The organism is Paracoccus aminovorans (assembly GCF_001546115.1).
In the GTDB taxonomy this organism is placed as follows: domain Bacteria; phylum Pseudomonadota; class Alphaproteobacteria; order Rhodobacterales; family Rhodobacteraceae; genus Paracoccus; species Paracoccus aminovorans_B.
Genome location: NZ_KQ955209.1, coordinates 747,058 through 770,485, shown reverse-complemented (window position 1 = coordinate 770,485; position 23,428 = coordinate 747,058). Strand labels below are relative to the sequence as shown.

Genomic DNA, 23,428 nt, shown 5'->3' with positions numbered 1-23,428 from the left:
TGCGCCAAACGTCTCCTTGCCCTCTTCCGCTCCGACGTCCTCGCGACCGGTGGTCGGCTTATGCCGCGACGGTCGGAGCCTTGTAGACGCCGCCCCGGGCCATCAGAGCCCAGACGATGCGCGCCATCTTGTTCGCCAGCGCCACCCGCACCAGCATCGGCGGCTTGCGCCCAACCAGGTGCCTGGTCGGGCCGAGGCATGGACGTGTCGTTTTATCATCACGCTGTTGGCGCCGATGATCAGCAGGCGCCGCAGGGAGCGTTCCCCCATCTTCGTCGTGGCGCCAAGCCGCTGTTTGCCGCCTGTCGAATGCTGCCGGGGGATGAGCCCGAGCCAGGCGGCAAAGCCCCGGCCTTTGCGGAATATCCCTGGCGGGGGTGCCGGCGTGACGATGGCCGTGGCGATCAGGGGGCCGATGCCCGGGATTGTCATCAGGCGCCGTGCGACGTCGTCTCCCTTGGCCCGCCGGCTGATCTCGGCGTCCAGTTTCCCGATCTCCGCCTCAAGGTGCCGGAACGCCGCAACCAACAGCTGCAGCGTGGCGATGGCATCGATGGGCAGACCACTTTCCCGATCCTCGACGATGGCGATCAGCCGCGCGGCATTGGCAGCACCCCGAGGCACGATCTGACCGAACTCGCCCAGATGCCCATGCAGGGGTGTGCGCTGCCGGATCAGGAGTTCGCGGATGCGGAAGACCATCGCAGCCGCCTGGGTCTCTCCACTCTTCGCAGGCACGAAGCGCATCGCTGGACGCTGCGCCGCTTCGCAGATCGCCTCGGCATCGGTGGCGTCATTCTTTTGGCGTTTGACGAACGGCTTCACATAGGCGGGCGAGATCAGTCGCACCTCATGGCCCAACTTGCCAATCTCGCGACCCCAGAAATGCGCGCCGCCGCAGGCTTCCATGGCAACAATGCAGGCCGGCAGCCGCACGAAAAATCCAGCACCTGGTCGCGCCGCAGCTTCTTGCGCAGCACTGCGCGCCCAGATGCATCACCCCATGGGCCTGAAACACATGCTTCGCCAGATCGAGCCCGACAGTGGTAATCTTCGACATGGCCGCTCTCCCTTGTGGATCATCCCAGCCCCACCTTGGCACGTCGAGGCCGTCGGGGGGCGGTCACAGCATCAACGCCGTTCCAACGGAAAAACGATAGGACCGCTCTGGACGCTTATAGACAATTAATAAATTTATGTCTACAAAGGCTTTCAGGAGGTGCGTATGGACCGTCTACCCGTTTCCTTGCAGACACTCTACGCGGACATTGTCGATCGCAGCTGGTCCGGGTCTTACGCGGAGCTGATCGAAGCCGGCGGTGCGCCCTACCGGCAGACGATCAGAGGCCGGGAGTTCTGGTATCTGAAGATGCCCATGGTGAATGGCGTCAGGAAGAAAGACCTCTACTTGGGGCCGGACAGTCCCGAGGTTCAGGCCCGATTGCATCAGCATCACGATCTGAAAGCCGTGCGCGGCGAGCGCCTTGCCATGATCCGATCCCTGCGTGCGGCCCGGCTGCCCGGTCCGGATCCGCTCTCTGGAAAAATCATGTCGACGTTGGCAGAGGCCGGGGCCTTCCGGCTGAGGGCCGTCGTCGTGGGATCGGCGGCATTTCAGACCTATTCGCCTATGCTGGGGGTGCGTTTCGACAACGCGGCAGGCCAGACCGGGGACCTTGACATAGCGCAATTCCACTCGATTTCGCTGGCGGTCGACGATGCCATCGAGCAGGATCTCCTCACCACCCTTCAGACGGCGGATGAGCGGTTCAGGGCGATACCGTCGCCCATGGATGGGAGGCGGACCCTGCGATACGCCATCCGGGTGGGAAGCCAGGAGGAATTCGCAGTCGACCTTCTGTGCCCGCTGCGCGGGCCAGAGCGCGGAAGCATCACTGAGTTGAAAGCAATGAAGGGCGATGCCCAACTTCTGCGATACCTCGACTTCCTGATCTACGGCGAGATCAACGCGGTCGCCCTATACGGGCTGGGCGTGCCGATCAATGTGCCGGCGCCGGAGCGCTACGCGGTCCACAAGCTGATCGTTTCCCGGATGAGGATCGAGACGGCCGAGAGTCAGGCGAAGGCCCGGAAGGACATCCGCCAGGCGGAGGCCCTCCTCGAGGTGTTGCTGGAGGATCGCCCTTATGAGCTGGAGGCGGTCTGGACCGAGGCGATGGAACGGGGACCGAGCTGGAGGAGCAAGCTTCTTGAAGGGGTCATCATGCTGAAAAAACCGGTGATTAAGGCGATGCAAGAGCGGATGAAGCTCCAGCTGAGTTGAGCCGAACTTTGCTTATAGACAAAATGTAGCTGTCCATAAGACCGCGCCGTTGCCCATGCGCTGAACTCGCGCCCCCAGAAAACGCTGGGATGGCAAACACCAGCAGAGGCTTTCGACCGGCTGCTCAAACAGGATATGATCGAAAGTGTTGCGCCGACCGGTTGAATCCGCCCAATATGCCTCCCAGCTCTATTGCGACGCCTTGGACGCTGCTGGTCTGCTCCGCTCTACGAGCAGCGTCGGGAACCCCTTATCACAACGCCCAGGCCGAGAGCTTCATGAAGACCGTGAAGGTCGAGGAGGTCTATATCACAGGTTACGAAACCTTCGCCGATGTCGCCCGCCGGTTGCCGGTCTTCATCGAGCAGGTCTACAATACCAAAAGACTTCATTCAGCCGGTGGCTACCGTCCGCCCGAGGAATTCGAAACGCTAATCGCCCAGAAGGCGGCATAGTTCGATGGAACCCCGTGTCCGGCCCGAGGGGTTCACTCCAATGCCGGCTCAGTTCTGGGTGGAAATGGAACCAGGATTAAATATATCTAGGTGGTGTTGACAAAAGGGATTCACAGGGTGGCCTGATCGTGATTCAAGCTGGTACCTGCAATGGAGACCAGCTTGGCACGAGACCTGATGTCGGACGAGGAATGGGCGTTTCATGAGCGCTTCATTCTGGCCGTGCGCGCCCCGAACGGGCGCAAGCCCGCAAATCACCGCCTTGTTCTTGATGGGATTTTCTGGATCGCGCGGACCGGCTCTCCTTGGCGCGACCTCCCAGAAGAGTTCGGGAAGTGGTCCAGTGTCTACCGCCAGTTCCGGCGCTGGACCCTGGCGGGGTTGTGGGAGCAGATCCTCGAAGCGCTGAACGAAAGTCGGATCGTGCCGGATGCGCTCCAGATGATCGACAGCACCGTGATCCGCGCCCATCATCAGGCAGCGGGCGCAAAAGGGGGACTCCAAGACAGGGTTTTGGCCGTTCAAGAGGTGGTTTCACGACCAAGGTCCACCTGCGCGTCAATGCTGCCGGGCTGCCAATGAGGTCGGACATCACGCCGGGCCAGACATCGGACTACCTGGGCTTTGATCTGGTCATGGACGACAACCTGCCGGAGCCTTGCATCCTGCTGGCCGATCGCGGCTATGACTCCGACAAGGTTCGCAAAACCATGGAGGCGCGTAGCATCCTGCCGGTGGTCCCGATGCGCAAGTCTCGCAGGCTCCGTGTCGCTGTCGATCGCAGGCTCTACCGGCTGCGGAACCTTGTCGAGCGGTGCTTCAACAAGCTCAAGAACGCTCGCCGTGTCGCCACCCGCTACGACAAGACCGCCGAAAGCTTCCTTGGCTTCATCGATATCACGTCGATCCGCCTCTGGCTCCGCCATTTGTCAACATGACCTAAAGGCTGGGGGGTTGTTCCCGGTCTCGCCGTGGTTCTGGTTGGCAACGATCCAGCTTCGGAAAACGATGTGCGCAGCAAGAGCAATCAGGCACGCGAGGTCGGCATCAATTGCTATGAACAGAAGTTGTGGGCCGGGTCGAATCAAAGCGAAATTCTGACTCTGATTGATCGATTGAATGCCGATCCCGCAGTACATGGCATCGCATTGCAACAACCGTTGCCCGTTCATCTGCATGGAAGCGGTTGGCTAGGCCTGAGCGCCGGCGATGCTGGAAAAGCTGCGCGATCCCCGTCTGGCACCGCCGTTGAACATCGGCAACAGCAGCGGCAAGCTCCGCCGACGCCGCCCGAACGTCCCGGCGCTTTACGAACTGGAGGGCAGTATCGCTATGGCCGCGGCTTCAACCCGGCCGGGCTGATCCCGCCTGGGTGCTGGCGGGGGCCATCGCGGCCTGGTGGTCCGGTCTATGACTTCGTGATCGGCTTCCCGCTGGGCTTTCTGGCGCTGATGCGCGGGCTGGTGCTGCTGGAGCTTCTGTCGCCCCGATGGGACGATTATCCGGCCGCCTCGGTCGGGGATGGACCGGGTGCATCTGGGCGGCGGGTGCCTTGCCCGCGCGCTCTGCGGATCGGGCGGCACCGGCAGTCGAGAAGACCTGTCGGCGAGGGTAAAGCCGGAGACCGCAGGTTCACCGGCTTCGCCACCATTGCGGGCGGTATCCTGAACATCCTTGCTGACGAGAGACGCTCCCGCCCCCCGGGCGCCGCGCCGCCTGGCGCCGAGCGCGATGCGCCGCTGGTAAACAGCGCTGCCGGGATCGTCCGGCGGCCCCGTCCGGACGCGGCGCGGTGCGGCTGCGGTTTTGCTGGTCATCGCCGGCCAGCCTTATGAGCTCCTACCCCTTTGGACTGTGACCGAACCCGCCCTGCGACCCCTTTTCCCGGCCGGACGCGATATCCTGAATTAATATGCCATTTATATCATACTACTATATCAAGAACCTCAATCAGTTTCTACCCTGCCTCAGACCGCCAGGAACCCACCGTCCACCGGCAGCACCGCGCCCGAGATCATCCGGCTATCGTCCGACAAGAGCAGTGCGATGCCTTGCGCGACCTCGACCGCCTCGGCAAAGCGGTTCAGCGGGTGGCGCACCATCATCGGCTGGCTTTTCTGCGGGTCCGACCAGGCCTCGGCGGCCAGCTCGGTCAGGGTGATGGTCGGGGCCACGGCGTTGACGCGAATGCCGTGCGGGCCCAGTTCCTTGGCCATGACGCGGGTCGCGCCCTCCAGCCCGGCTTTCGAGGCGGCATAGCACAGGTGGTCCTGGAAGCCGCGATGGCCGGCGATCGAGGTGATGTTGACGATGGCGCCGCCGCCCCCTGCCGCGACGCGGGCGCGGGCGAATTCCTGGCAGCAGATCAGCGCGGCGCGCAGGTTGATGCCCAGCACCGCCTCATAGCCGGCCTCGGTCATGTCGAGCACGCTTTCCAGCACGTTGATGCCGGCGCTGTTGATCAGATAATCGGCCGTCCCCGCCTGCGCCATGGCGGCGCGGGTGGCGGCGGCATCGGCCAGGTCGACCCGGATGCCGCGCGCGCCGATCTCGGCCGCGAGGCTGTCGAGGTCGGATTGCGTGCGCGACAGCGCCACGACCTGCGCGCCGCGCCCAGCCATCAGCTGCGCGCAGGCGCGGCCGATGCCCTTGCCGGCGCCGGTGATGATGACGGTCTTGCCCGAGAAATTCATGATGCCTCGCATGGGGGTTCAGATGGGGGATTCAGGCGGACAGCGCGTCCGCGATCTGGTGTCGGATCTGGCGGCCCGCGTCCTGCAGGCTGCGGAAGGCGGCATAGCGCGCGTCCTGCAAGGGACGCAGCGCCGGATCGGGGGCGCAGCTGCGGGCGACGCGCGACATGGCCGGCATCGCCGTCGCGAGGTCGGGATAGACCCCGCCCGCCACCGCCCCCAGCATGGCCGAGCCCAGCAGCACCGGCTCGGGGCAGGCGGTCACCTCGACCGCCATGCCGGTGGCATCGGCCAGCAGCTGGTGGTTCAGCGGATGCGCGCCCGCGCCGCCGCTGGTGCTGATGCTGCGGACCGGCGCACCATGCGATGCTTGCGTCTCCATGATCTGGCGCAGCCCGTAGCCGAGGCCGCAGATCCCGGCGACATAAAGCGCGACGAGGCTGTCCACGTCGCTCTCCATCCCCTGCCCCATGACGATGGCCCGGGCATGGGGGTCGGCAAAGGGCGCGCGGTTGCCCAGGAATTCGGGCACCACATGCAGCTCGTCGGCCAGGCGCACGGCGCGGCTGGGCTGGCCCGCCAGTTCCAGCGCGCGGTCGGCCAGCCATTGCGGCAGCGGCTTCTCCGCCGCCTTGGCCCGCGCCGCGGCCTCGGCCGTCGCCGGATGCAGGCGGATCAATTGGTCGATGGCCGCGCCGGCGGCGGACTGGCCGCCCTCGTTCAGCCAATGCCCCGGCACCATGGCCGAGAAATAGGGGCCCCAGACGCCCGGCACGAAGGCCGGCTCGCGCGTGGTGGTCATGGTGCAGGAAGAGGTGCCGAAGACATAGCCCAGGCAGGCCGTGGCATCGCCGCCGGCCGCGACCGTGCCGATGCCGCCGGCATGGGCGTCGATCAGCCCCGCCGCGACCGCGATGCCGGGGCGCAGCCCCATGGCCGAGGCCGCATCAGCCGTCAGCCCCTGCCCCAGCGCGGTGCCGGGATCGACGACGCGCGCGCCGATGCGGGCGAAGCCCTGGTCGGCCAGGTCAGCAAGGCCGATCTGGCGGAAATAGCTTTCGTCCCAGCGCCGCTCATGCGCGAGATAGGTCCATTTGCAGGTCACCGTGCAGGCCGAACGCTCCAGCGCGCCGGTCGCCTTCCAGGTCAGGAAGTCGGTCAGGTCGAAGAAATGCGCCGCCGCCGCATAGACCTCGGGCCGGTTCTCGGCCAGCCATAGCAGCTTCGGGGTCTCCATCTCGGGCGAGATGCGGCCGCCGACATAGCGCAGGACCGGGTGGCCCTGCGCATTGATGCGCTCGGCTTGTTCCAGCGCGCGGTGGTCCATCCAGACGATGATGTCGCGTTCCGGATGCGCCGGGTCGCCGACCGGCAGCGTCGCCTCGCCCGCCCCCCGCACGACCAGCGAGCAGGTGGCATCGAAGCCGATGCCCGTGACGCCGGCCGGGTCGATCCCGGCCTGCGTCACGCATTCCCGGACCGAGGCGCAGACCGCGGCCCAGACCTGGGTGCTGGATTGCTCGGCGATGGTGCCGCCCTCGCGGTGCATGTCGATGCCGCGCTTGGCCGAGGCGAGCAGATTGCCCGCCCGGTCGAACACCCCGGCCCGGGCCGATCCCGTGCCCACATCGACGCCGATCAGATAATGCTCCATGGCACCCCTCGCGCTTGGCGGACCGCTTAGACGCGGTCGAAATTGGTCGGCAGGACCAGCATGTCGCGGATGGTCACGGTGCGCTTGCGCGTCAGCATGTAGACCACCGCGTCCGAGACTTCCGAGGCGTCGATCAGGCTGCCCGATTCCTTGGCCTTGCGCAGGTTCTCCTCGGGCCAGTCGGCCAGCAGCGCCGAGACCACCGGCCCGGGCGAGACCTGCATCACCCGCACGCCATGCGGGATCATCTGCCGGCGCATGCCCTGCACGAAGCTGGTGATCGCCCATTTCGAGCCGGAATAGACCGGCTCCCAATAGGTCGGGAAATGGCCGGCGATGGAACAGGTGACGACGATGTCGCCGGTCCCCCGCGCCGACATATGCGGCACCACGGCCCAGACGTTCTTCATCACCGCGTTGACGTTCAGGTTCAGCATGCGGTCGATGGCGTCGGGCGTCGTCTCGGTCAGGTCGCCGCCGATATAGATGCCGGCATTGCAATAGAGGATGTCGATGTGGTCGACCTTTTCCAGGATCTCGGGGACCATGGCGTTGCAGCTGTCCACGTCCAGCAGGTCGGTCACCTGGGCGATGGCCTTGTCGCCCAGCCTGGCGGTCAGCTCGGCCAGCGCCTCGGCATTGCGGTCCACCATGACCACGGTCGCGCCTTGCGCCAGCAGCGCTTCGGTCGTGGCAAGCCCGATCCCCGAGGCCGCGCCGGTGATGACCGCGACCTTGCCTTGCAGCGATTCAGACATGTTATTCTCCTGTGTTCGGAAGGGGTTGGGCGGGGCTCAGCGCCACTCGCGCCCGATGTAGATGGCCAGCAGGATAATGCCGCCCTTGATGACGTCCTGCAGATAGGGGTTGATGCCCATCAGGTTCAGGCCGTTGTTGAGGATGCCCAGCAGCACCGCGCCGATCAGCGTGCCGAGGATCAGCCCGCGCCCGCCGGCGATGGCGGTGCCGCCCAGGACCACGGCGGCGATGGCGTCCAGCTCGAAGCCCACGCCGGCGTTCGGCTGGCCGCTCATCAGCCGGCCGGTCAGGATCACCGCCGCCAGGGCCGAGGTCAGGCCCGAGATGGCATAGACCGCCAGCTTCACCCGCTGGGTCTTGACGCCGGACAGCCGCGCCGCGAGTTCGTTGCCGCCGATGGCATAGACGTGGCGGCCGAAGGCGGTGCGCTGCAAGAGCACCCAGGCGAAGGCATAGATCACCACCATGACGATCACCGGCACCGGCACGAAGCCGATGCGGCCGACGCCGAACCAGGAAATCCAGCTGGGAATGCCGCTGATCGGGTAGCCGCCGGAATAGATCAGGCCCAGGCCCCGCGCCATGCCCATGGTCGCAAGCGTCACGATGATCGCCGGCATCCGGCCCCAGGCGACCAGGAAACCGTTGGCGAGCCCGATGCCAAGGCCGATCAGCAGCCCGGCCAGCAGCGCCGGCACCGCCGGCAGGCCGGTGTTGACCATCAGCCCGGCGCTGAGCGTGCCGACCAGCGCCATGACCGCGCCGACCGACAGGTCGATGCCGCCGGTCAGGATGACGAAGGTCATGCCCACGGCCAGGATGCCAACGACGGAGACCTGGCGCAGCACGTTCATGATATTGCCGAGGCTGAAGAAATTGTCGCTCGCCAGCCCCATCAGCACCGAGACGGCGATGAGCCCGATCAGCGGCAGAGCCAGCGGCGAATGCAGCAGCCGGGCCGGCGAGAAGCCCGCGGTTTTCCCGGCCGCGCCGGTATTGGTGTCATGCGACATTGTCGATCCTCCCGGTCGTGGCATGGGTCATGATGGTTTCCGAATTGATGTCCTCGCCCGAGAGCGTGGCGACGATCCCGCCCGAGCGGAACACGCAGACCCGGTCGGACATGCCGATCACCTCGGGCAGTTCCGAGGAGATCATGATGATCGCCCCGCCGCCCGCGGTGAATGCGCGCATGAGCGCATAGATTTCCGCCTTGGCGCCGACGTCGATGCCGCGCGTCGGCTCGTCGAAGATCAGCACCTGCATGTCGTGGTTCAGCCAGCGGGCGATGACGACCTTTTGCTGGTTGCCGCCCGACAGCGTATCGACGCGCGCCAAGGGCCCCTGCGCCTTGACGCGGACCTGCGCCATGGCGGTTTCCGAACAGGCCAGTTCCTTCTTCAGGTCGATGAAGCCCGGGCCCTTGCGATACTTGCCGTAATTGTTCAGCGAGATGTTCTGCAGAATCGAGAAACTGGTGATAAGCCCCTGTTCCTTGCGACTTTCCGGCAGAAGCCCGATGCCATGGGCCAGGCCTTCGTCCGGGCCGGACAGGCGCTTTTCGATGCCGTCGATCCTGACCTTGCAGCGCGTGGCCGGGCCGGCGCCCAGCATGGCGAGCACGGTTTCGGTGCGGCCCGAGCCGACCAGCCCGGCAAAGCCCAGGATCTCGCCCTTGCGCAGGGCAAAGCGCGACACCGGACCGGATTTGCGCAGCTGCACCTCCTCGGCCTCGATCACCACCGGCGCCGTCGAGGGGGCGGGTTTCGGCGGGAAGCTCTGCTCGATGCGGCGGCCGACCATCATCTCGACCAGCCGGTCGTTGTCGACATCGGCAACCGCGCAGGAGCCGACGAATTCGCCGTCGCGCAGCACGGTGATGCGGTCGCAGATCTCGAAGATCTCCTCGAGGTGATGCGAGATGAAGATGATCGCCACGCCCTGCCGACGCAGCTCGCGCATGACCTTGAACAGGTGCTCGACCTCGGAGGGGGTCAGCGTGGCGGTGGGTTCGTCAAGGACAAGGATGCGCGCGTCCAGCGACAGAGCCTTGGCGATCTCTACGAATTGCTGCTCGGCCACCGACAGGCGGCTGATCGGCACGTCCAGCGCCACCTCGACGCCCAGCTGGCGCATGATCTCGGTGGCGCGGGCGCGCATGGCCTTGCGGTCCAGCAGGCCCAGCCGGCCGCGGATCTCGCGCGCCAGGAACATGTTCTCGACCGCATCCAGATGCGGGATCAGGCTGAATTCCTGGAAGACGATGCCGATGCCGGCGGCGATGGCCTCGTCGTAATTGGCGAAACGCTGTTCGCGGCCCTCGATGCGGATCGTGCCCTCGCTGGGCGGGATGATGCCGCAGAGGATCTTCATCAGCGTCGATTTCCCGGCGCCGTTTTCCCCCAGCAGCGCGTGAACCTCGCCGGCGCGGACGTTGAGGTCGACGCCGTGCAGCACCTCGATCTTGCCGAAGCTCTTTCGGATTGCGTTCAGTTCCAGCATCGTCCCCTCCTCGTGCCTCTCGCCCTTCCCGCCCCGGCGCAAGGCCGGAGCGGGAGCGGGGAGGAAGCGTTACCAGCTGAAGTCAGCCGCGTTTTCCTTGTCCACGACCATGACGTCGATCGGGACTTCCTTCGGCACCACGCGGGCGCCCCATTTCTGCGCCAGCGCCATGGCCAGGCCGACGCGGACCTGGTCGCGCGGGAATTGCGCCGTGGTCTCGATGAAGGGACCGCCCTCGGTGATGGCCTTGACCGCTTCCGGCGCGCCGTCGACCGAGGTCAGCTTGATGTCCTTGCCCGAGCCCTGGATCGCCGCCAGCGCGCCCATGGCGCCGCCGTCGTTAACCGAGAAGATGCCGGCGAGGTTCGGCTTGGACTGGATCATGTTCTCGACCACGCCCAGGGCGACGGAACGGTCCTGGCGGCCGTTCTGGGTGTCGACCAGCTGGATTTCGGGGAATTCTTCCAGCGCGGCCTTGCAGCCTTCGACACGCTGGAGGATCGGCACGACCGGGATGCCGTCGAGGATCGCGACCTCGCCCTTGCCGCCGATGGCCTCGCCCAGGTATTTGCAGGACATGTAGCCGGCATCGCGGTTCTTCGAGCCGACGAAGGTGTCGACCGGGCCGTTCGCGTTCGCATCGACCGCAACCACGGTGACGCCGGCGGCCTTGGCGGCATGCACGGCGGCCTCGATCCCGGCGCTGTCGGTCGGATTGAGCAGCAGGATATCGATGTTCTGCTGCAGCATGTCCTCGACGTCCGAGATCTGCTTGGCGACGTCATGGCCGGCGTCGGTGACGACGACTTCGGCGCCCAGACTGGCGGCGGCCTCGTTCAGCGCTTCCTGCATGGACACGAAATAGGGGTTGTTCAGCTCCTGGAAGGTCATGCCGATCTTGAGCTTGTCCTGCGCGAGCGCCGGGGCGGCCAGCAGCGCGAGCGCGGCCGAGGCGGTGAGAAGTTTCGATGTCATCAGGTTCCTCCCAAACAGGGTTGATGCAGGCAAGGCCCGCGCGTCTCCGGCCGGCGGTGCGCCGTCCGAATTGGTGGATTTCGGTCGTGGTCGTTTCGTCAGTCGGCGATGACCGCCGCTTTCTGGGCCGCGAAGGTGGCCCGGAACTGCGAAGGAGAGATCCCTTTCAGTTTCAGGAAATGCCGGTTGAAGTTCGACAGGTTGGAAAAGCCGACCTCATAGCAGATCTCGGCGACCTTGCTGTCGGGCTCGGCCAGCAGCATCTGGCAGGCCAGGTCGACGCGCAGCTGGTTGCGATAGCGCACCAGGGTCGTCCCGGTATGGCGCTTGAAGGCGCGGGAAAACGCGCTCTGGCTTTGCCCGACCATGGCGGCAAGCTCGGCCTCCTCGATCTGCTCGGTCAGGTGCTCGCGCAGATAGGTCAGGGCGCGGTTGATGCCACTGTCGTTGATCTTGCTGAGGTCGAGCTCGAAGCTGAGGCTGGCCAGCACCTCGTAGTCGCGGGCCTCGGCCAGGATGTCGAGGATTTCCCAGAACAGCACCAGCCGGCGGATGCCCTGCGCCTCGATCAGCCGCTCGACCAGCGGGCGGATGCGGGCGCTGGTGGCGTCGTCGAACAGGATGCCGCGGCGCGAGCGATCCAGCAGCGGGCGCAGCGCCTCCATCTCGGGCATGGCGGCGCAGGCGTCCTCGATGAAGGCCTCGGGGAACTGGATCACCAGCGAGCGCAAGGGCACGATCTCGCCCGGCTGGATGTCGCTGATCCAGTTCTGCGGCAGGTTCGGGCCGGTCATGATCAGCTGGCCGGGCGCGAAGGCGCCGACATGGTCACCGATATAGAAGGTGCCCGAGGTGGCGTTGACCAGGTGGATTTCATATTCGGGGTGGTAGTGCCAGCGCACCGTGCGGAACGGATAGCCATGCATCCACGCGGCGAAGGATTCGCCCTTGCGGATGTGGACCAGTTCCAGATCGGGTTGCATCGGTTTCCTCTCCCCACGGGTGGCGCGCCTCCTTGCCCCGGCGCGTTCCCAGCCTGCACAGAGCTTAGGCCCTTGCCCGGGTCGGGCTCCACATCATGGCGCAGAAATTGCCGATACTTTTTTGACAGGAAATGCGCCGGAATTGAACCGTTCTTCCTGCGCGGGCCGCGGGTGCGTGAGGCAAAGGCGAAACGCCCATGCCGCGATGCAGCGACACGGGCGGGAAGATGCTGCGAAACCCCGGGAAATGCCGGGAAATCCGCGGTCAGGCCGACCAGTCGGGCAGATCGCGCAGGGGGCGGTAGGCGGTGTGATGGGCCTCATACTTTTTCGCATAGGCCTCGGCCAGATTTGCATCGGGCACAACTTCCGCGCGAAGCGCCGGGCGCGAGAAGACGCGCTCGGACAGATCGCCGGTGGCGCAGGCCGCGGCAAGCTTCGCCGCACCGAAAGCGGCGCCGAAATCGCCGTCCTCGGGCTCCAGCAGCGTGAGCCCGGTGGCCGAGGCGATGATGCGCAGCCAGGCCTGCGAGCGGGCGCCGCCGCCGACCGCCCAGGCGGCCTCGATCGGCGTGCCGGCCTTGCGCAGCGCATGGACGCAATCGGCGAAGGCCATGGCGACGCCCTCCATCACCGCCTGCGCCAGGTCCGGCAGCCCGCTGGCGCGGCTGAACCCGATCAGCGCGCCGGTGGCGCCGGGGTCGTTGAGCGGCGTGCGCTCGCCCGACAGATAGGGCAGGAACAGCGCCGGCGAGGGCGCGGTGACCGCGCCCACCAGCGCCGCAAGCTCCGGCACCGACCGGCCGGTGATTTCGGAGAGCCAGGTCATGCTGTCGGTCGCCGACAGGATCACGCCCATCTGGTGCCAGGTGTCCGGCACGGCATGGCAGAAGGTATGCACTGCATCGCCGGTGTTCGGCGCGTAGGAGGCGGTCGCGGCGAAGAGCACGCCCGAGGTGCCCAGCGACAGGAAGCCGGTGCCCGGCGTCATCACCCCCATGCCGCAGGCGGTCGCGGCATTGTCGCCGCCGCCGCCCGCCACCGGCACGCGCGGGATGCCCCAGCGCGCGGCCAGATCGGCGCGCAGATGGCCGGAGACGTCGCTGCCCTCGACCAGCCGCGGCATCTGGTCGCGGCTGAGCCCGGTCGCGGCCAGAAGCGCGTCCGACCAGTCGCGCTTGCCGACGTCCAGCCACAGGGTGCCCGCGGCGTCCGACATCTCGGCCACATGCTCGCCGGTCAGCCACAGCCGCAGATAGTCCTTGGGCAGCAGCACCTTGGCGACACGCTCGAAGATCGCAGGCTCGTTCTGCGCCACCCACAGCAGTTTCGGCGCGGTGAAGCCGGCCATGACCAGATTGCCGGCGATGCCGTGGAAATCGGCGCGGCCTGTCAGTTCGGCGCATTGCGGGCCCGAGCGGCCGTCGTTCCACAGGATGCAGGGCCGCAGCACCTGGTCCGAAGCGTCGAGCAGCGTCGCGCCGTGCATGTGCCCCGACAGGCCGATGGCCTGCAGCCGCGCCATCGCGGCCGGATGTTCGCGCGCGAGCTGGCCGATGGCAGCTTCGCAGCCGGCGATCCAGTCGGCGGGCGCCTGCTCGGACCAGCCGGGATGCGGGCGGCTGACGGTCAGGGCCGCATGGGCGACGCCGATCGTGGCGAAATCCTCGTCCACCAGCATGGCCTTGATGCCCGAGGTGCCAAGGTCGATCCCCAGATACATGGCGCTTACTCCGGCAGGACGATTTGCAGCTTCACGTCGGTCTCGCGCGCGAGGGCGGCGCGGTCGAAGCCGGCGATGCTGTCCTCGAAGGGGATCGAGGCCGAGATCAGCGGCTTCAGGTCCACCTTGCCCGAGGCGATCAGCGCGATGGCGCGGTCATAGACATTGGCATAGCGGAACACGGTCTCGACCCGCAGCTCCTTGGCCTGCAGCCCGACGATGTCGACCGGCACCGGATCGACCGGCATGCCGACCAGCACGATGGTGCCGCCGGGCCGGGCAAGCTGATGCATGGACAGGATCGCCGGCGCGGCGCCCGAGCATTCGAAGACCACGTCGGCGCCCCAGCCGTCGGTGGCCTCGGCCACCGCCTCGGCCAGCGCGCGATTGCGGATGTTGACGGTCTCGATGCCGTCATAGGCGCCGATGATGTCGAGCTTGGGCTGGGCGAGGTCGGCCACGATGACGCGAGCGCAGCCGCCGGCCAGCGCCGCCAGCGCCACCATCATGCCGATGGGGCCCGCGCCGGTCACGACCGCGATGTCGCCGGGCTGGATGCGCGCCCGCAAGGCCGCCTGCATGCCGATGGCAAAGGGCTCGACCATGGCACCTTCGGCGAAGCTGACATTGTCGGGCAGCTTGCAGGTGAAGGCGGCCGGGTGGATCACCTCGGGCGTCAGGCAGCCATGCACCGGCGGCGTCGCCCAGAAGGTGACGGCCGGATCGACGTTGTAGATGCCGAGCTTTGCCGCGCGCGAGGTCGGATCGGGGATGCCCGGCTCCATGCAGACCCGGTCGCCGGGCTGCAGATGCGTGACCTCGGCCCCGGCCTCGATCACCGTGCCGGCGGCTTCGTGGCCCAGCACCATCGGCTCGCGGACCACGAAATGGCCGATCTTGCCATGGGTATAGTAATGCACGTCCGAGCCGCAGATGCCGACCGTGTCGATCTTGATGCGGACGTCGCGGGGGCCCAGCGTGCCGGGAATCTCGAATTCCCGCAGCGTGAGCTTGCCCTTCTCCTCCAGAACCAGCGCCTTCATCTTTTCCCTCGCATGCCATGCCGCGCCCCAACCGGCGCCGTCCCGGCGGTGTTTGAGGCCGCCCTGACGGCGATGTAAACAGAAACCCACCGCTTTGGCGAGCTTTTGCCCAATCAAAGAATAATTGTATCACGCATCGCGCGGAAATCGCCGGTCAGGTGCGCGGCGCGCGTCTGGCAGGGATGATGAGCGCAGCCCGATTCGCGGGCCTCACTTCATCAGCCGTTCCTTGACCATCGGCCCCACGGCGCCGAAATCCATCTGCCCGGCGTGGCGGGCGCGCAGCTCGGCCATCACCCGGCCCATGTCGCGGATCGACTCGGCGCCCAGCTCGGCGATCGCCTTGTCGATGGCGGCGCGGGTCTCGGCCTCGTCCAGCTGCCGCGGCAGATAGGACTGGATGATGCGGATCTCGGCCTGCTCGGCCTCGGCCAGCTCCAGCCTCCCGCCCTCTTCATAGGCCCGGGCGGATTCCTGGCGCTGCTTGACCATCTTCGACAGGATCGCCGTCAGGTCGGCCTCGCTGAGCCCGCTTTCGTCGCCGCCTTCGGTGCGGGCGGCGATCTCGCGATCCTTGATCGCGGCCGCGATTAGCCGCAGCGTCGACAGCCGCGCCGTCTCGCGGGCTTTCATCGCGTCCTTGGTATCGGCCAGAATGCGTTCGCGCAGTCCCATCATGTCCTCGCTGGCTTTCGGTTGCGCGGGGCGGATGCCCGGCTTGGTCACCGGCGTCAACCCTGGGCCCGCAGCCCCGGTTCCGCAAGCCCCTCCTGGCCGCGGTTCCGCCTTGACGCCCGCAGCCCCTTTCCCTAGGTTCCCGGCGATTTAGCCGGAGAGTCGACGATGCCCCAGAAACCGACCGCATGTCTTGCGCTTGCCGACGGCACCGTTTTCTACGGCCAGGGCTTCGGCGCCACCGGGGAAGTGGTGGCCGAACTGGTGTTCAACACCGCCATGACCGGCTATCAGGAGATCATGACCGATCCCTCCTATGCGAGCCAGATCGTCACCTTCACCTTCCCCCATATCGGCAATACCGGCGTCACGGCGCAGGATGACGAGGCGGCCGATCCCGTCGCCTCGGGCATCGTGGTGAAATGGGACCCGACCGAGCCCTCGAACTGGCGCGCCACGGCCGACCTGGTCGCATGGATGGAAAGGCGCGGCCGCATCGGCATCGGCGGCATCGACACCCGCCGGCTGACCCGCGCCATCCGGCAGCAGGGCTCGCCCCATGTCGTGCTGGCGCATGATCCGCAAGGGAATTTCGACATCGCCGCCATGGTGGCGCGCGCCCGCGGCTGGCAGGGGCTGGTCGGGCTCGACCTGGCGAAAGAGGTCACCACCCGGCAGAGCTATCGCTGGGACGAGGGGCTGTGGGAATGGCCGGGCCAGTTCGGCGCGATCCCCGAACAGAAGCCGTTCCGTGTGGTGGCGCTGGACTATGGCGCCAAGCGCAACATCCTGCGCTCGCTGGCGCAAAGCGGCGCCGAGGTGACGGTCCTGCCCGCCACCGCCACCGCCGAGGAGGTGCTGGCGCATGACCCCGAGGGCGTCTTCCTGTCGAACGGCCCGGGCGATCCGGCCGCGACCGGCGCCTATGCCGTGCCGATGATCCGCGACTTGCTGGACCGCGACCTGCCGATCTTCGGCATCTGTCTGGGCCATCAGATGCTGGCGCTGGCACTGGGCGCCAAGACCATCAAGATGAACCACGGCCACCACGGCGCCAACCATCCCGTCAAGGACATGGAGACCGGCAAGGTCGAGATCACCTCGATGAACCACGGCTTCGCCGTCGATGCCCAGACCCTGCCCGAGGGCGTGATCGAAACCCATGTCAGCCTGTTCGACGGCTCGAACTGCGGGCTGCGCATGGCGGAAAAGCCGGTGTTTTCCGTGCAGTATCACCCCGAGGCCAGCCCCGGCCCGCAGGACAGCGCCTATCTCTTCGACCGCTTCGCCGAGGCCATGCGCGCGCGCCGCGCTTGACCTGCGACGGATTGCGGCCTGATCCGGCTGCGCGATTAACCGCTTCTTAACCCTCGGCATGCAACAGAGGGTCAGGAAACGTCCAGACCCTGGAATCGCGCATGGCCGGCATCGCCCTTCTCCGCCCCCTTCGCCCCGTGCCGCGGCCGGAGCCGTCCGTCCCGGTGGCGGCACCGGAAACGGTCGTCGCGCCGCGCGACCTGCGCCCGCTGGGCCAGATCCTGATCGAGGATGGCGCCGTCGACCCGCGCAACCTGCTGAAAGCGGTGGTCATGCGCCGGCGCCAGCAGGCCCGGCTGGGCGAGATCCTGCTCGCGAACGGCTGGGTCCAGGAAGAGGCGCTGACCCGGGCGCTGTCGCGGCAATGGCGCAGCAGCGTGCTGGACCTGGCAACGCTGCCGCCCGATCCGCGGCTGATCGACGCGATGGGTGCGCAATTCTGCCTGGCGCAGGGGCTGGTGCCCTGGCGCCGGGTCGGCGGCGTCACCTTCGTCGCCACCGCCCGCCCCGAGGCATTCGACGCCCTGCGCGAGCGCATGCCGGCGGCCTTCGGCACCGTGCGCATGCTGCTCTGCTCCGAAACCGCCGCGCGCGAGGCCATCCTGGGCCTGCGCCGCACGGCGCTGATTCGCCAGGCCGAGACCCAGGTGCCCGCCGCCGAGAGCTGCCGTACGCGCAACGAGCGCCGCTTTGCCCGGCTGGCGGTGGCGGCGGTAACGCTGGTGTTGCTGGGGCTGCTGCTGGCACCGATCGCGGTGGTCTCGGCGCTGACGGCCTGGGCGGTGCTGACGCTGGTCGCATCGATGGGACTGAAACTGCTGTCCTTTCAGGCGATCCTGCGTCGCACCCACAAGGAAAAAGTCGCGGCGCGCGCCATGGCCGCGGGCCTGGTGGCGCGGCCGCAGATGACCGGCCCGCTGCCGGTGATCTCGGTCATGGTGCCGCTGTTCGCCGAGGCGAATATCGCCGACAAGCTGATCGGCCGGCTCTCACGGCTGGACTACCCGCGCGAGCTGATGGACATCCTGCTGGTGGTCGAGGAAACCGACCGCGTGACCTGCGAAGCGCTGGCGACCGCGCGGCTCCCGCGCTGGCTGCGCGTGGTCAAGGTGCCGGACGGGCCGATCCGCACCAAGCCCCGGGCGCTGAACTATGCGCTGAACTTCTGCCGCGGCTCGATCATCGGGGTCTGGGATGCCGAGGATCGCCCCGAACCCGACCAGTTGCACAAGGTCGCGCGCGGCTTCCATTTCGCGCCCCCCGAGGTGGTCTGCCTGCAAGGCGTGCTGGATTATTACAACCCGCGCACCAACTGGCTCGCACGCGCCTTCACCATTGAATACGCCTCGTGGTTCCGCGGCACCTTGGCGGGCGCGGCGGCGCTGGATCTGGTGGTGCCCTTGGGCGGCACGACGCTGTTCTTTCGCCGCGACAAGCTGGAAGAGGTCGGCGCCTGGGACGCCTGGAACGTGACCGAGGACGCCGACCTGGGCGTGCGCCTGACCCGGCGCGGCTATCGCACCGAGATGCTGGACACCGTCACGCATGAAGAGGCCAATTGCCGCCTGCTGCCTTGGGTCAAGCAGCGCTCGCGCTGGCTCAAGGGTTTCGCCATGACCTGGGGCGTGCATATGCGCGATCCGCTGGGGCTGTGGCGCGACCTCGGCACGCGGCGCTTCCTGGGGCTGCAGGTGCAGCTCTTCGCCTCGCTGTCGCAATATCTGCTGGCACCGGTGCTGTGGAGCTTCTGGCTGCTCAGCCTGGGCCTGCCGCATCCGATGCGCGGCGTGCTGTCCGGCATGCTGGGCGGCAATGCCATCGCCATCCTGTTCACGCTCTTCGTCTGCTCCGAACTGCTGAACATCGCCATCGGGCTCTGGGCGGTGCGCGGGCGCCAGCACCGTCACCTGCTGCCCTGGGTGCCGACGCTGCATCTGTATTTCCCGCTGGGCTGCCTGGCCGCTTGGAAGGCGATCTATGAGGTGGTGGCGAAGCCCTTCTACTGGGACAAGACCCAGCACGGCATCTTCGAGGCCGGGCCCGAGGACAGCCCTGCTGCCAGGCCAGCCGCCACGCTGGGCATGGTGCCGCTGCGCCCGGCCGCCCTGTCCGGGCCGCATTCGCCCCGGCCCGCGACGGCCCATGCCGCGCCCGCGCAAGAATTCACCGGCCTTTCCGTGCTGGGTGAGATCGGAGGATCCTGAAAGGGTCTCTTGGCGGTCGCAGAAGCGGCAGCACCAGTTAGATGACCCAGGTTCCGCCAGGATCACGATCAGGCATGATCCAGTGCGGGGTGATTCGGGGTCGGCCGCAAGCTCGGCCTGCACCCCATCCCGGCTTCAACCCCGGGAACCAGTCTCCGGGAAGGCAGCCTCCGGTTTTCCCGCCCGTTGGTTCCGGCCCCTCGCGCCACGCTCCGCCTGCGGACGTTTCTGCTGCCATTACCAGCGCGGGCAGGCATCAAACAGCGGCAGTCGCGTCCTGGTTCAGCGCCTTGTCGATGATGCTGCCGGCGGTCTCGACGGTTTCGGTCAGCCGGGCGGCCAGTTGCTCCAGCGACTCGCAGCCGGTTTCCCGCAGCAGGAAGGCCTGTCCACCCTTGCCGATGCTCTCCATGTCCAGGGCCTTTTCGGTCAGCAGCCGGCCGGCGCATTGCAGGTTCCACAGGAAACGCCGGGCCGCGCTCAGCTGTCCGGCCAGATCGGCCGCGATCAGACCGGCGCGTGGACCGGCCCGCAACTGCGCCAGCGCCGCGCGGGCCGGCGCGGCGGCGCGCAGGGCAAAGCTCTGCGCCAGCAATTCGATGTCCTGAAGCCCGCCGCGGCCGATCTTGGCTTCCCAGGCACCGTCGGGGGCCTTGGCGGCAAAGATCCGCGCCCGCATCTCGGCCAGGTCGGGCAGGACGCGGGCGTCGGTGCCGCGCGCCGCCAGAACCTCGACCCGCAGCGCCTCGACCTCGGCGGCCAGCGCCTCGGCGTCGGCGCCGCAGGTGCCGATCACCCGGGCCCGGGTCAGCGCCAGGTGCTCCCAGGTCCAGGCCTCGGTCATCTGATAGTCGCGAAAGCTCTGCACCGAGGTCGCGACCGGACCTTGGCGACCCGAGGGGCGCAACCGCATGTCCACCTCGTAGAGCCGGCCGGCCGAGGTCGGCGCCGAGATCGCGGTGATCATCGCCTGGGTCAGCCGCGCGTAATAGGCCCGCGTCGCCAGGGGCTTCGGCCCGTCGGAACTGTCCTGCCCGACCGCGTCGTAGATCACGATCAGGTCCAGGTCCGAACTGGCGTTCAGCTGCCGCGCGCCCAGCGAGCCCATGCCCAGCACCACCGCGCCGCGCCCCGGCGGCGGGCCGTGCCGGCGGGCGAATTCGGCGGCAACCACCGGGAACAGCGCCGCGACCGCGGCATCGGCGATATCGGCATATTGGCCGCCGGCCTCCTCGGCGCCGATCAGTGCGCGCAGGTGATGCACGCCGGTGCGGAACTGCCATTCATGCGCCCAACGCCGCGCCGCGTCCAGCGCGCGTTCATAGCCGCCGTCCGGCGCCGCAAGCACGCCCAGCAGCATCGCGTCGAGCTGGCGGCGCAGCTCGACCGCGCCCGGCCATTCCGAGAAGAAACTGCCGCCCAGCACCGCGTCCAGCACCTCGGGGTGGCGCGCCAGATAGGCCGCCAGCGCCGGCGCGGTGCCGCAGATGTCCACGATCAGGTCGATCAGCTGCGGATTGGCCTCGAACAGCGAAAACAGCTGCACGCCGGCGGGCAGCCCGGCCAGGAAGGCGTCGAAGCGCGCCAGGGCCTCGTCCGAATGGGTGGCGGCGACCAGCCGGTTCAGCAGCTCGGGCTCGATGCGGGCAAAGACCTCGCGACCGCGCGCCGAACGCAGGGCCGGGTAGCTGCGCCAGCGCTCGACCATGGCCTCGGCCTCGGGGGAAAGATCGGGACGCGCGCGGCTTTCCCCGGGGGCGAAGAATTCGCCGGTCAGCGCCTCGACGCGCTGCAGCCGGCCGACCAGGCGCCGGGCCCAGGCGGCGGTATCGGCCTCGCCCATCATGCGGGCGATGGTGTCGAGCCCCTCGGCCGAATTCGGCAGCGAATGGGTCTGGGCGTCGTTGACCATCTGGATGCGGTGCTCGATCTCGCGATGCTCGCGGTAGTGCTCGGTCAGTTCGGCGGCGACATCGGCGGGAACCCAGCCCTTGTCCGCCAGCCGCGCCAAGCCTTCGACCGTGCCGCGCACGCGCAGCGCGGGGTCGCGGCCGCCGGCGATCAGCTGCCGGGTCTGGGTAAAGAACTCGATCTCGCGGATGCCGCCCTGGCCCAGCTTCATGTTGTGGCCGGCGGCCTCGATTCGGCCTGACAGGCCCTTGTGCTCGCGGATGCGCAGCCGCATGTCATGCGCGTCCTGGATGGTGGCGAAATCCAGGTGCCGGCGCCAGACGAAGGGATCGAGTTCGCGCAGGAAGCGGGCGCCGGCGGCCAGATCCCCCGCGCAAGGCCGCGCCTTGATATAGGCGCTGCGTTCCCAGGTCCGACCCTCGGCCTCGTAATAGGCCAGCGCCGCCGAGATCGAGATGCAGACCGGCGTCACCGAGGCGTCGGGCCGCAGCCGCAGGTCGGTGCGGAAGACATAGCCCTGGTCGGTATTGTCCGAAATCGTCGCCGCCGCCTTGCGGGTGGCGCGGATCAGCGCCGCGCGGGCCTCATGCTGGTCGTCGCGGGCATAGGCGCTGTCGTCGTAAAGCACGATCAGGTCGATGTCCGAGGAATAGTTCAGCTCGGCGGCGCCCATCTTGCCCATGGCGAGCGCGACGATGCCGCCGGCATCGGCCTGGGTCGGGGGCAGCTTGCCGCGCGCGCGTTCGGCCGCGACATGCACGCGCAAGGCCAGGTCCGCGGCCCGGTCGGCCAGTTCGGTCAGAGCGCCGGTGACCTGTTCCAGCCGCCAGACCCCGCCCAGGTCGGCCAGCGCCGTCCACAGCGCAACCCGGCGCTTGGCGCGGCGCAGCGCCGGGCCGAGCGCGTCGGCCGGCAGGCTCTCGAACCCCGCCGTTTCGCGCGCGACGATATCCTCATGCGCGAGCGCCTCGGCCAGCCAGTCGGCCTCGCGGCCGATCAGCCCGGCGAGATAGGGGCTGGATCCGGCGGCGCCGCGGATCAACGCGCCCAGGCGCGGATCAAGGATGCCCGTCGCCTGCCAGGCGGACTGGCCGCGGGCGGGATCGACGGGAAGCGGCAGGCGGGTGATGCGGGCGGCGAAATCCATGGCCGCAGCCTAGCCGCAGGCCCCGCCGGGTCAATGCGGGAAAACCGCAAGCGGCGCGGCAAATCTTATGGTTTTCCACGCTTGGCGCGCGGGGGATCTGTTGCTAGGCTCTGGGCTCAGTGCAACCATCGATAGACGATCCGCAGCCCATGCGCGCCGAAACCACAGCGAACCGAAAGCGGGATTCCGGCCGCCCCGACCGCCGGGGGCGGGGCTGATGCGGCACAGCCTGCCCCATGCGCCGCAGTTCTACGTGACGGCACCGCAGCCCTGCCCCTATCTGCACGGCCGGGCCGAGCGCAAGCTGTTCACCGCGCTGGCGGGCGATTCGGCCAATGAGCTGAACAATGCGCTGTCGCGCCAGGGCTTTCGCCGCTCGCAGAACGTGCTTTACCGGCCCAGCTGCGAAAGCTGCGTCGCCTGCATGTCGGCCCGCATCCGGGTGTCCGAGTTCCAGCCCTCGCGCACGCAGCGCCGGGTGGCGCGCCGCAACGCGCATCTGCGCCGGCTGGCCACCAGCGCCTGGGCGACCGAAGAGCAATACGAGCTGTTCCGCGCCTATCTGGACCAGCGCCACGCCGACGGCGGCATGGCCGACATGGACATTTTCGAATTCGCCGCGATGATCGAGGAAACCCCGGTCCGCACCCGCGTCATCGAATATCGCGCGCATGAAGGCGGGCAGATGCCGCCGGCGCCGGGTTCGGACCGGCTGGTCGCGGTCTGCCTGACCGATGTGCTGGATGACGGGCTAAGCCTGGTCTACAGCTTCTACGACCCGGCTTTGGAGGAGCAGAGCCTGGGCACCCACATCATCCTGGACCATATCGAGCTGGCGCGCAGCGCCGGGCTGCCCTTCGTCTATCTGGGCTATTGGGTGCCGGGCAGCCGCAAGATGGACTACAAGGCCCGGTTTTCGGCGCTGGAGATCTACAAGGGCGGCGTCTGGCAGCCAATCGGCGACCCGGCACAGCACAGTTCGGACATCCATCCGCTGTCGATCGACCCCATCGTCGAGCAGGTGGCACGCATCACCCTGCCCCAGACCGGCGGATGATTACCGAGAAGCGGCAGTTTCGGTAATTATATTTCAATATTCTGCG

Annotated in this window: 17 protein-coding genes and 3 pseudogenes; 8 read left to right on the top strand and 12 right to left on the bottom strand. The window is 67.6% G+C overall.

What is annotated here, in order from left to right; translation table 11 throughout:
- Window positions 1–58: 58 nt before the first annotated feature.
- Window positions 59–1,060, bottom strand: a pseudogene (locus ASV56_RS15455) (IS110 family transposase).
- Window positions 1,061–1,225: 165 nt separating this feature from the next.
- Here ASV56_RS15455 and ASV56_RS15450 point away from each other — a divergent pair.
- From ASV56_RS15450 to ASV56_RS24940, 5 genes and pseudogenes are all read left to right on the top strand, one after another.
- Entirely contained in the window at window positions 1,226–2,284 is a 1,059-nt protein-coding gene (locus ASV56_RS15450; protein ID WP_062562895.1) for a nucleotidyltransferase family protein, read from the top strand.
- Window positions 2,285–2,329: 45 nt separating this feature from the next.
- A pseudogene (locus tag ASV56_RS24820) lies at window positions 2,330–2,449 on the top strand (IS30 family transposase); the annotation flags it as partial.
- A gap of 11 nt (window positions 2,450–2,460) precedes the next feature.
- Entirely contained in the window at window positions 2,461–2,739 is a 279-nt protein-coding gene (locus ASV56_RS24815; RefSeq protein WP_301336101.1) for an integrase core domain-containing protein, read from the top strand.
- Between the two features lie 150 nt (window positions 2,740–2,889).
- Window positions 2,890–3,677, top strand: a protein-coding gene (locus ASV56_RS22930) for an IS5 family transposase (RefSeq protein WP_123130128.1) whose coding sequence is annotated in 2 segments (ribosomal slippage) — window positions 2,890–3,226 and window positions 3,226–3,677 — 789 coding nt in all. Because the reading frame shifts where the segments join, the coding sequence is not laid out codon by codon here.
- Between the two features lie 24 nt (window positions 3,678–3,701).
- A pseudogene (locus tag ASV56_RS24940) lies at window positions 3,702–4,574 on the top strand (tetrahydrofolate dehydrogenase/cyclohydrolase catalytic domain-containing protein); the annotation flags it as partial.
- Between the two features lie 132 nt (window positions 4,575–4,706).
- On the opposite strand, the gene ASV56_RS15430 reads toward ASV56_RS24940, so the two are convergent.
- The 10 genes from ASV56_RS15430 to ASV56_RS15385 all read right to left on the bottom strand — a co-directional run bounded on the left by ASV56_RS15430 (window position 4,707) and on the right by ASV56_RS15385 (window position 15,746).
- Window positions 4,707–5,432, bottom strand: coding sequence for an SDR family oxidoreductase (locus tag ASV56_RS15430; protein ID WP_062562894.1), 726 nt, complete (start codon window positions 5,430–5,432; stop codon window positions 4,707–4,709).
- Window positions 5,433–5,463: 31 nt separating this feature from the next.
- Window positions 5,464–7,086 (bottom strand): FGGY-family carbohydrate kinase, encoded by a 1,623-nt coding sequence (locus ASV56_RS15425; RefSeq protein ID WP_062562893.1) that lies wholly within the window; start codon window positions 7,084–7,086, stop codon window positions 5,464–5,466.
- 26 nt (window positions 7,087–7,112) lie between these two features.
- Window positions 7,113–7,844, bottom strand: a complete 732-nt coding sequence (locus ASV56_RS15420; RefSeq protein ID WP_062562892.1) for an SDR family oxidoreductase — start codon at window positions 7,842–7,844, stop codon at window positions 7,113–7,115.
- Between the two features lie 36 nt (window positions 7,845–7,880).
- On the bottom strand, window positions 7,881–8,858 hold the full coding sequence (locus ASV56_RS15415; RefSeq protein WP_062562891.1) for an ABC transporter permease: 978 nt from the start codon (window positions 8,856–8,858) through the stop codon (window positions 7,881–7,883).
- Window positions 8,848–10,347 carry a sugar ABC transporter ATP-binding protein gene (locus tag ASV56_RS15410; protein WP_062562890.1) on the bottom strand — a complete coding sequence of 500 codons (1,500 nt, stop codon included), beginning with the start codon at window positions 10,345–10,347 and terminating at the stop codon, window positions 8,848–8,850. Before ASV56_RS15410 ends, ASV56_RS15415 begins: the two co-directional genes overlap by 11 nt.
- A 69-nt stretch (window positions 10,348–10,416) precedes the next feature.
- Window positions 10,417–11,322, bottom strand: coding sequence for an ABC transporter substrate-binding protein (locus ASV56_RS15405; RefSeq protein WP_062562889.1), 906 nt, complete (start codon window positions 11,320–11,322; stop codon window positions 10,417–10,419).
- Window positions 11,323–11,420: 98 nt separating this feature from the next.
- Entirely contained in the window at window positions 11,421–12,305 is an 885-nt protein-coding gene (locus ASV56_RS15400) for a helix-turn-helix domain-containing protein (protein ID WP_062562888.1), read from the bottom strand.
- A 265-nt stretch (window positions 12,306–12,570) separates the two neighbouring features.
- A complete protein-coding gene (gene xylB / locus ASV56_RS15395; RefSeq protein WP_062562887.1) occupies window positions 12,571–14,028 on the bottom strand; it encodes a xylulokinase in 1,458 nt (485 codons plus the stop codon).
- A gap of 5 nt (window positions 14,029–14,033) precedes the next feature.
- Window positions 14,034–15,071: an NAD(P)-dependent alcohol dehydrogenase gene (locus ASV56_RS15390; protein WP_062562886.1), complete on the bottom strand. Its 1,038-nt coding sequence runs from the start codon at window positions 15,069–15,071 to the stop codon at window positions 14,034–14,036.
- A gap of 210 nt (window positions 15,072–15,281) precedes the next feature.
- On the bottom strand, window positions 15,282–15,746 hold the full coding sequence (locus ASV56_RS15385; RefSeq protein ID WP_062563342.1) for a GatB/YqeY domain-containing protein: 465 nt from the start codon (window positions 15,744–15,746) through the stop codon (window positions 15,282–15,284).
- 168 nt (window positions 15,747–15,914) lie between these two features.
- Here ASV56_RS15385 and carA point away from each other — a divergent pair, with 168 nt between their 5' ends.
- The gene (gene carA / locus ASV56_RS15380; protein ID WP_062562885.1) at window positions 15,915–17,063 is read left to right on the top strand and encodes a glutamine-hydrolyzing carbamoyl-phosphate synthase small subunit; all 1,149 of its coding nucleotides are present in this window, start codon (window positions 15,915–15,917) and stop codon (window positions 17,061–17,063) included.
- A gap of 101 nt (window positions 17,064–17,164) precedes the next feature.
- Window positions 17,165–19,267 (top strand): glycosyltransferase family 2 protein, encoded by a 2,103-nt coding sequence (locus ASV56_RS15375; RefSeq protein WP_062562884.1) that lies wholly within the window; start codon window positions 17,165–17,167, stop codon window positions 19,265–19,267.
- Between the two features lie 256 nt (window positions 19,268–19,523).
- Here ASV56_RS15375 and ASV56_RS15370 read toward each other — a convergent pair whose 3' ends face one another.
- Window positions 19,524–22,325, bottom strand: coding sequence for a bifunctional [glutamine synthetase] adenylyltransferase/[glutamine synthetase]-adenylyl-L-tyrosine phosphorylase (locus ASV56_RS15370; protein WP_062562883.1), 2,802 nt, complete (start codon window positions 22,323–22,325; stop codon window positions 19,524–19,526).
- A 217-nt stretch (window positions 22,326–22,542) separates the two neighbouring features.
- On the opposite strand from ASV56_RS15370, the gene ASV56_RS15365 reads away from it, so the two are divergent.
- Entirely contained in the window at window positions 22,543–23,382 is an 840-nt protein-coding gene (locus ASV56_RS15365; RefSeq protein WP_062562882.1) for an arginyltransferase, read from the top strand.
- The last annotated feature ends 46 nt before the right edge of the window (window positions 23,383–23,428 follow it).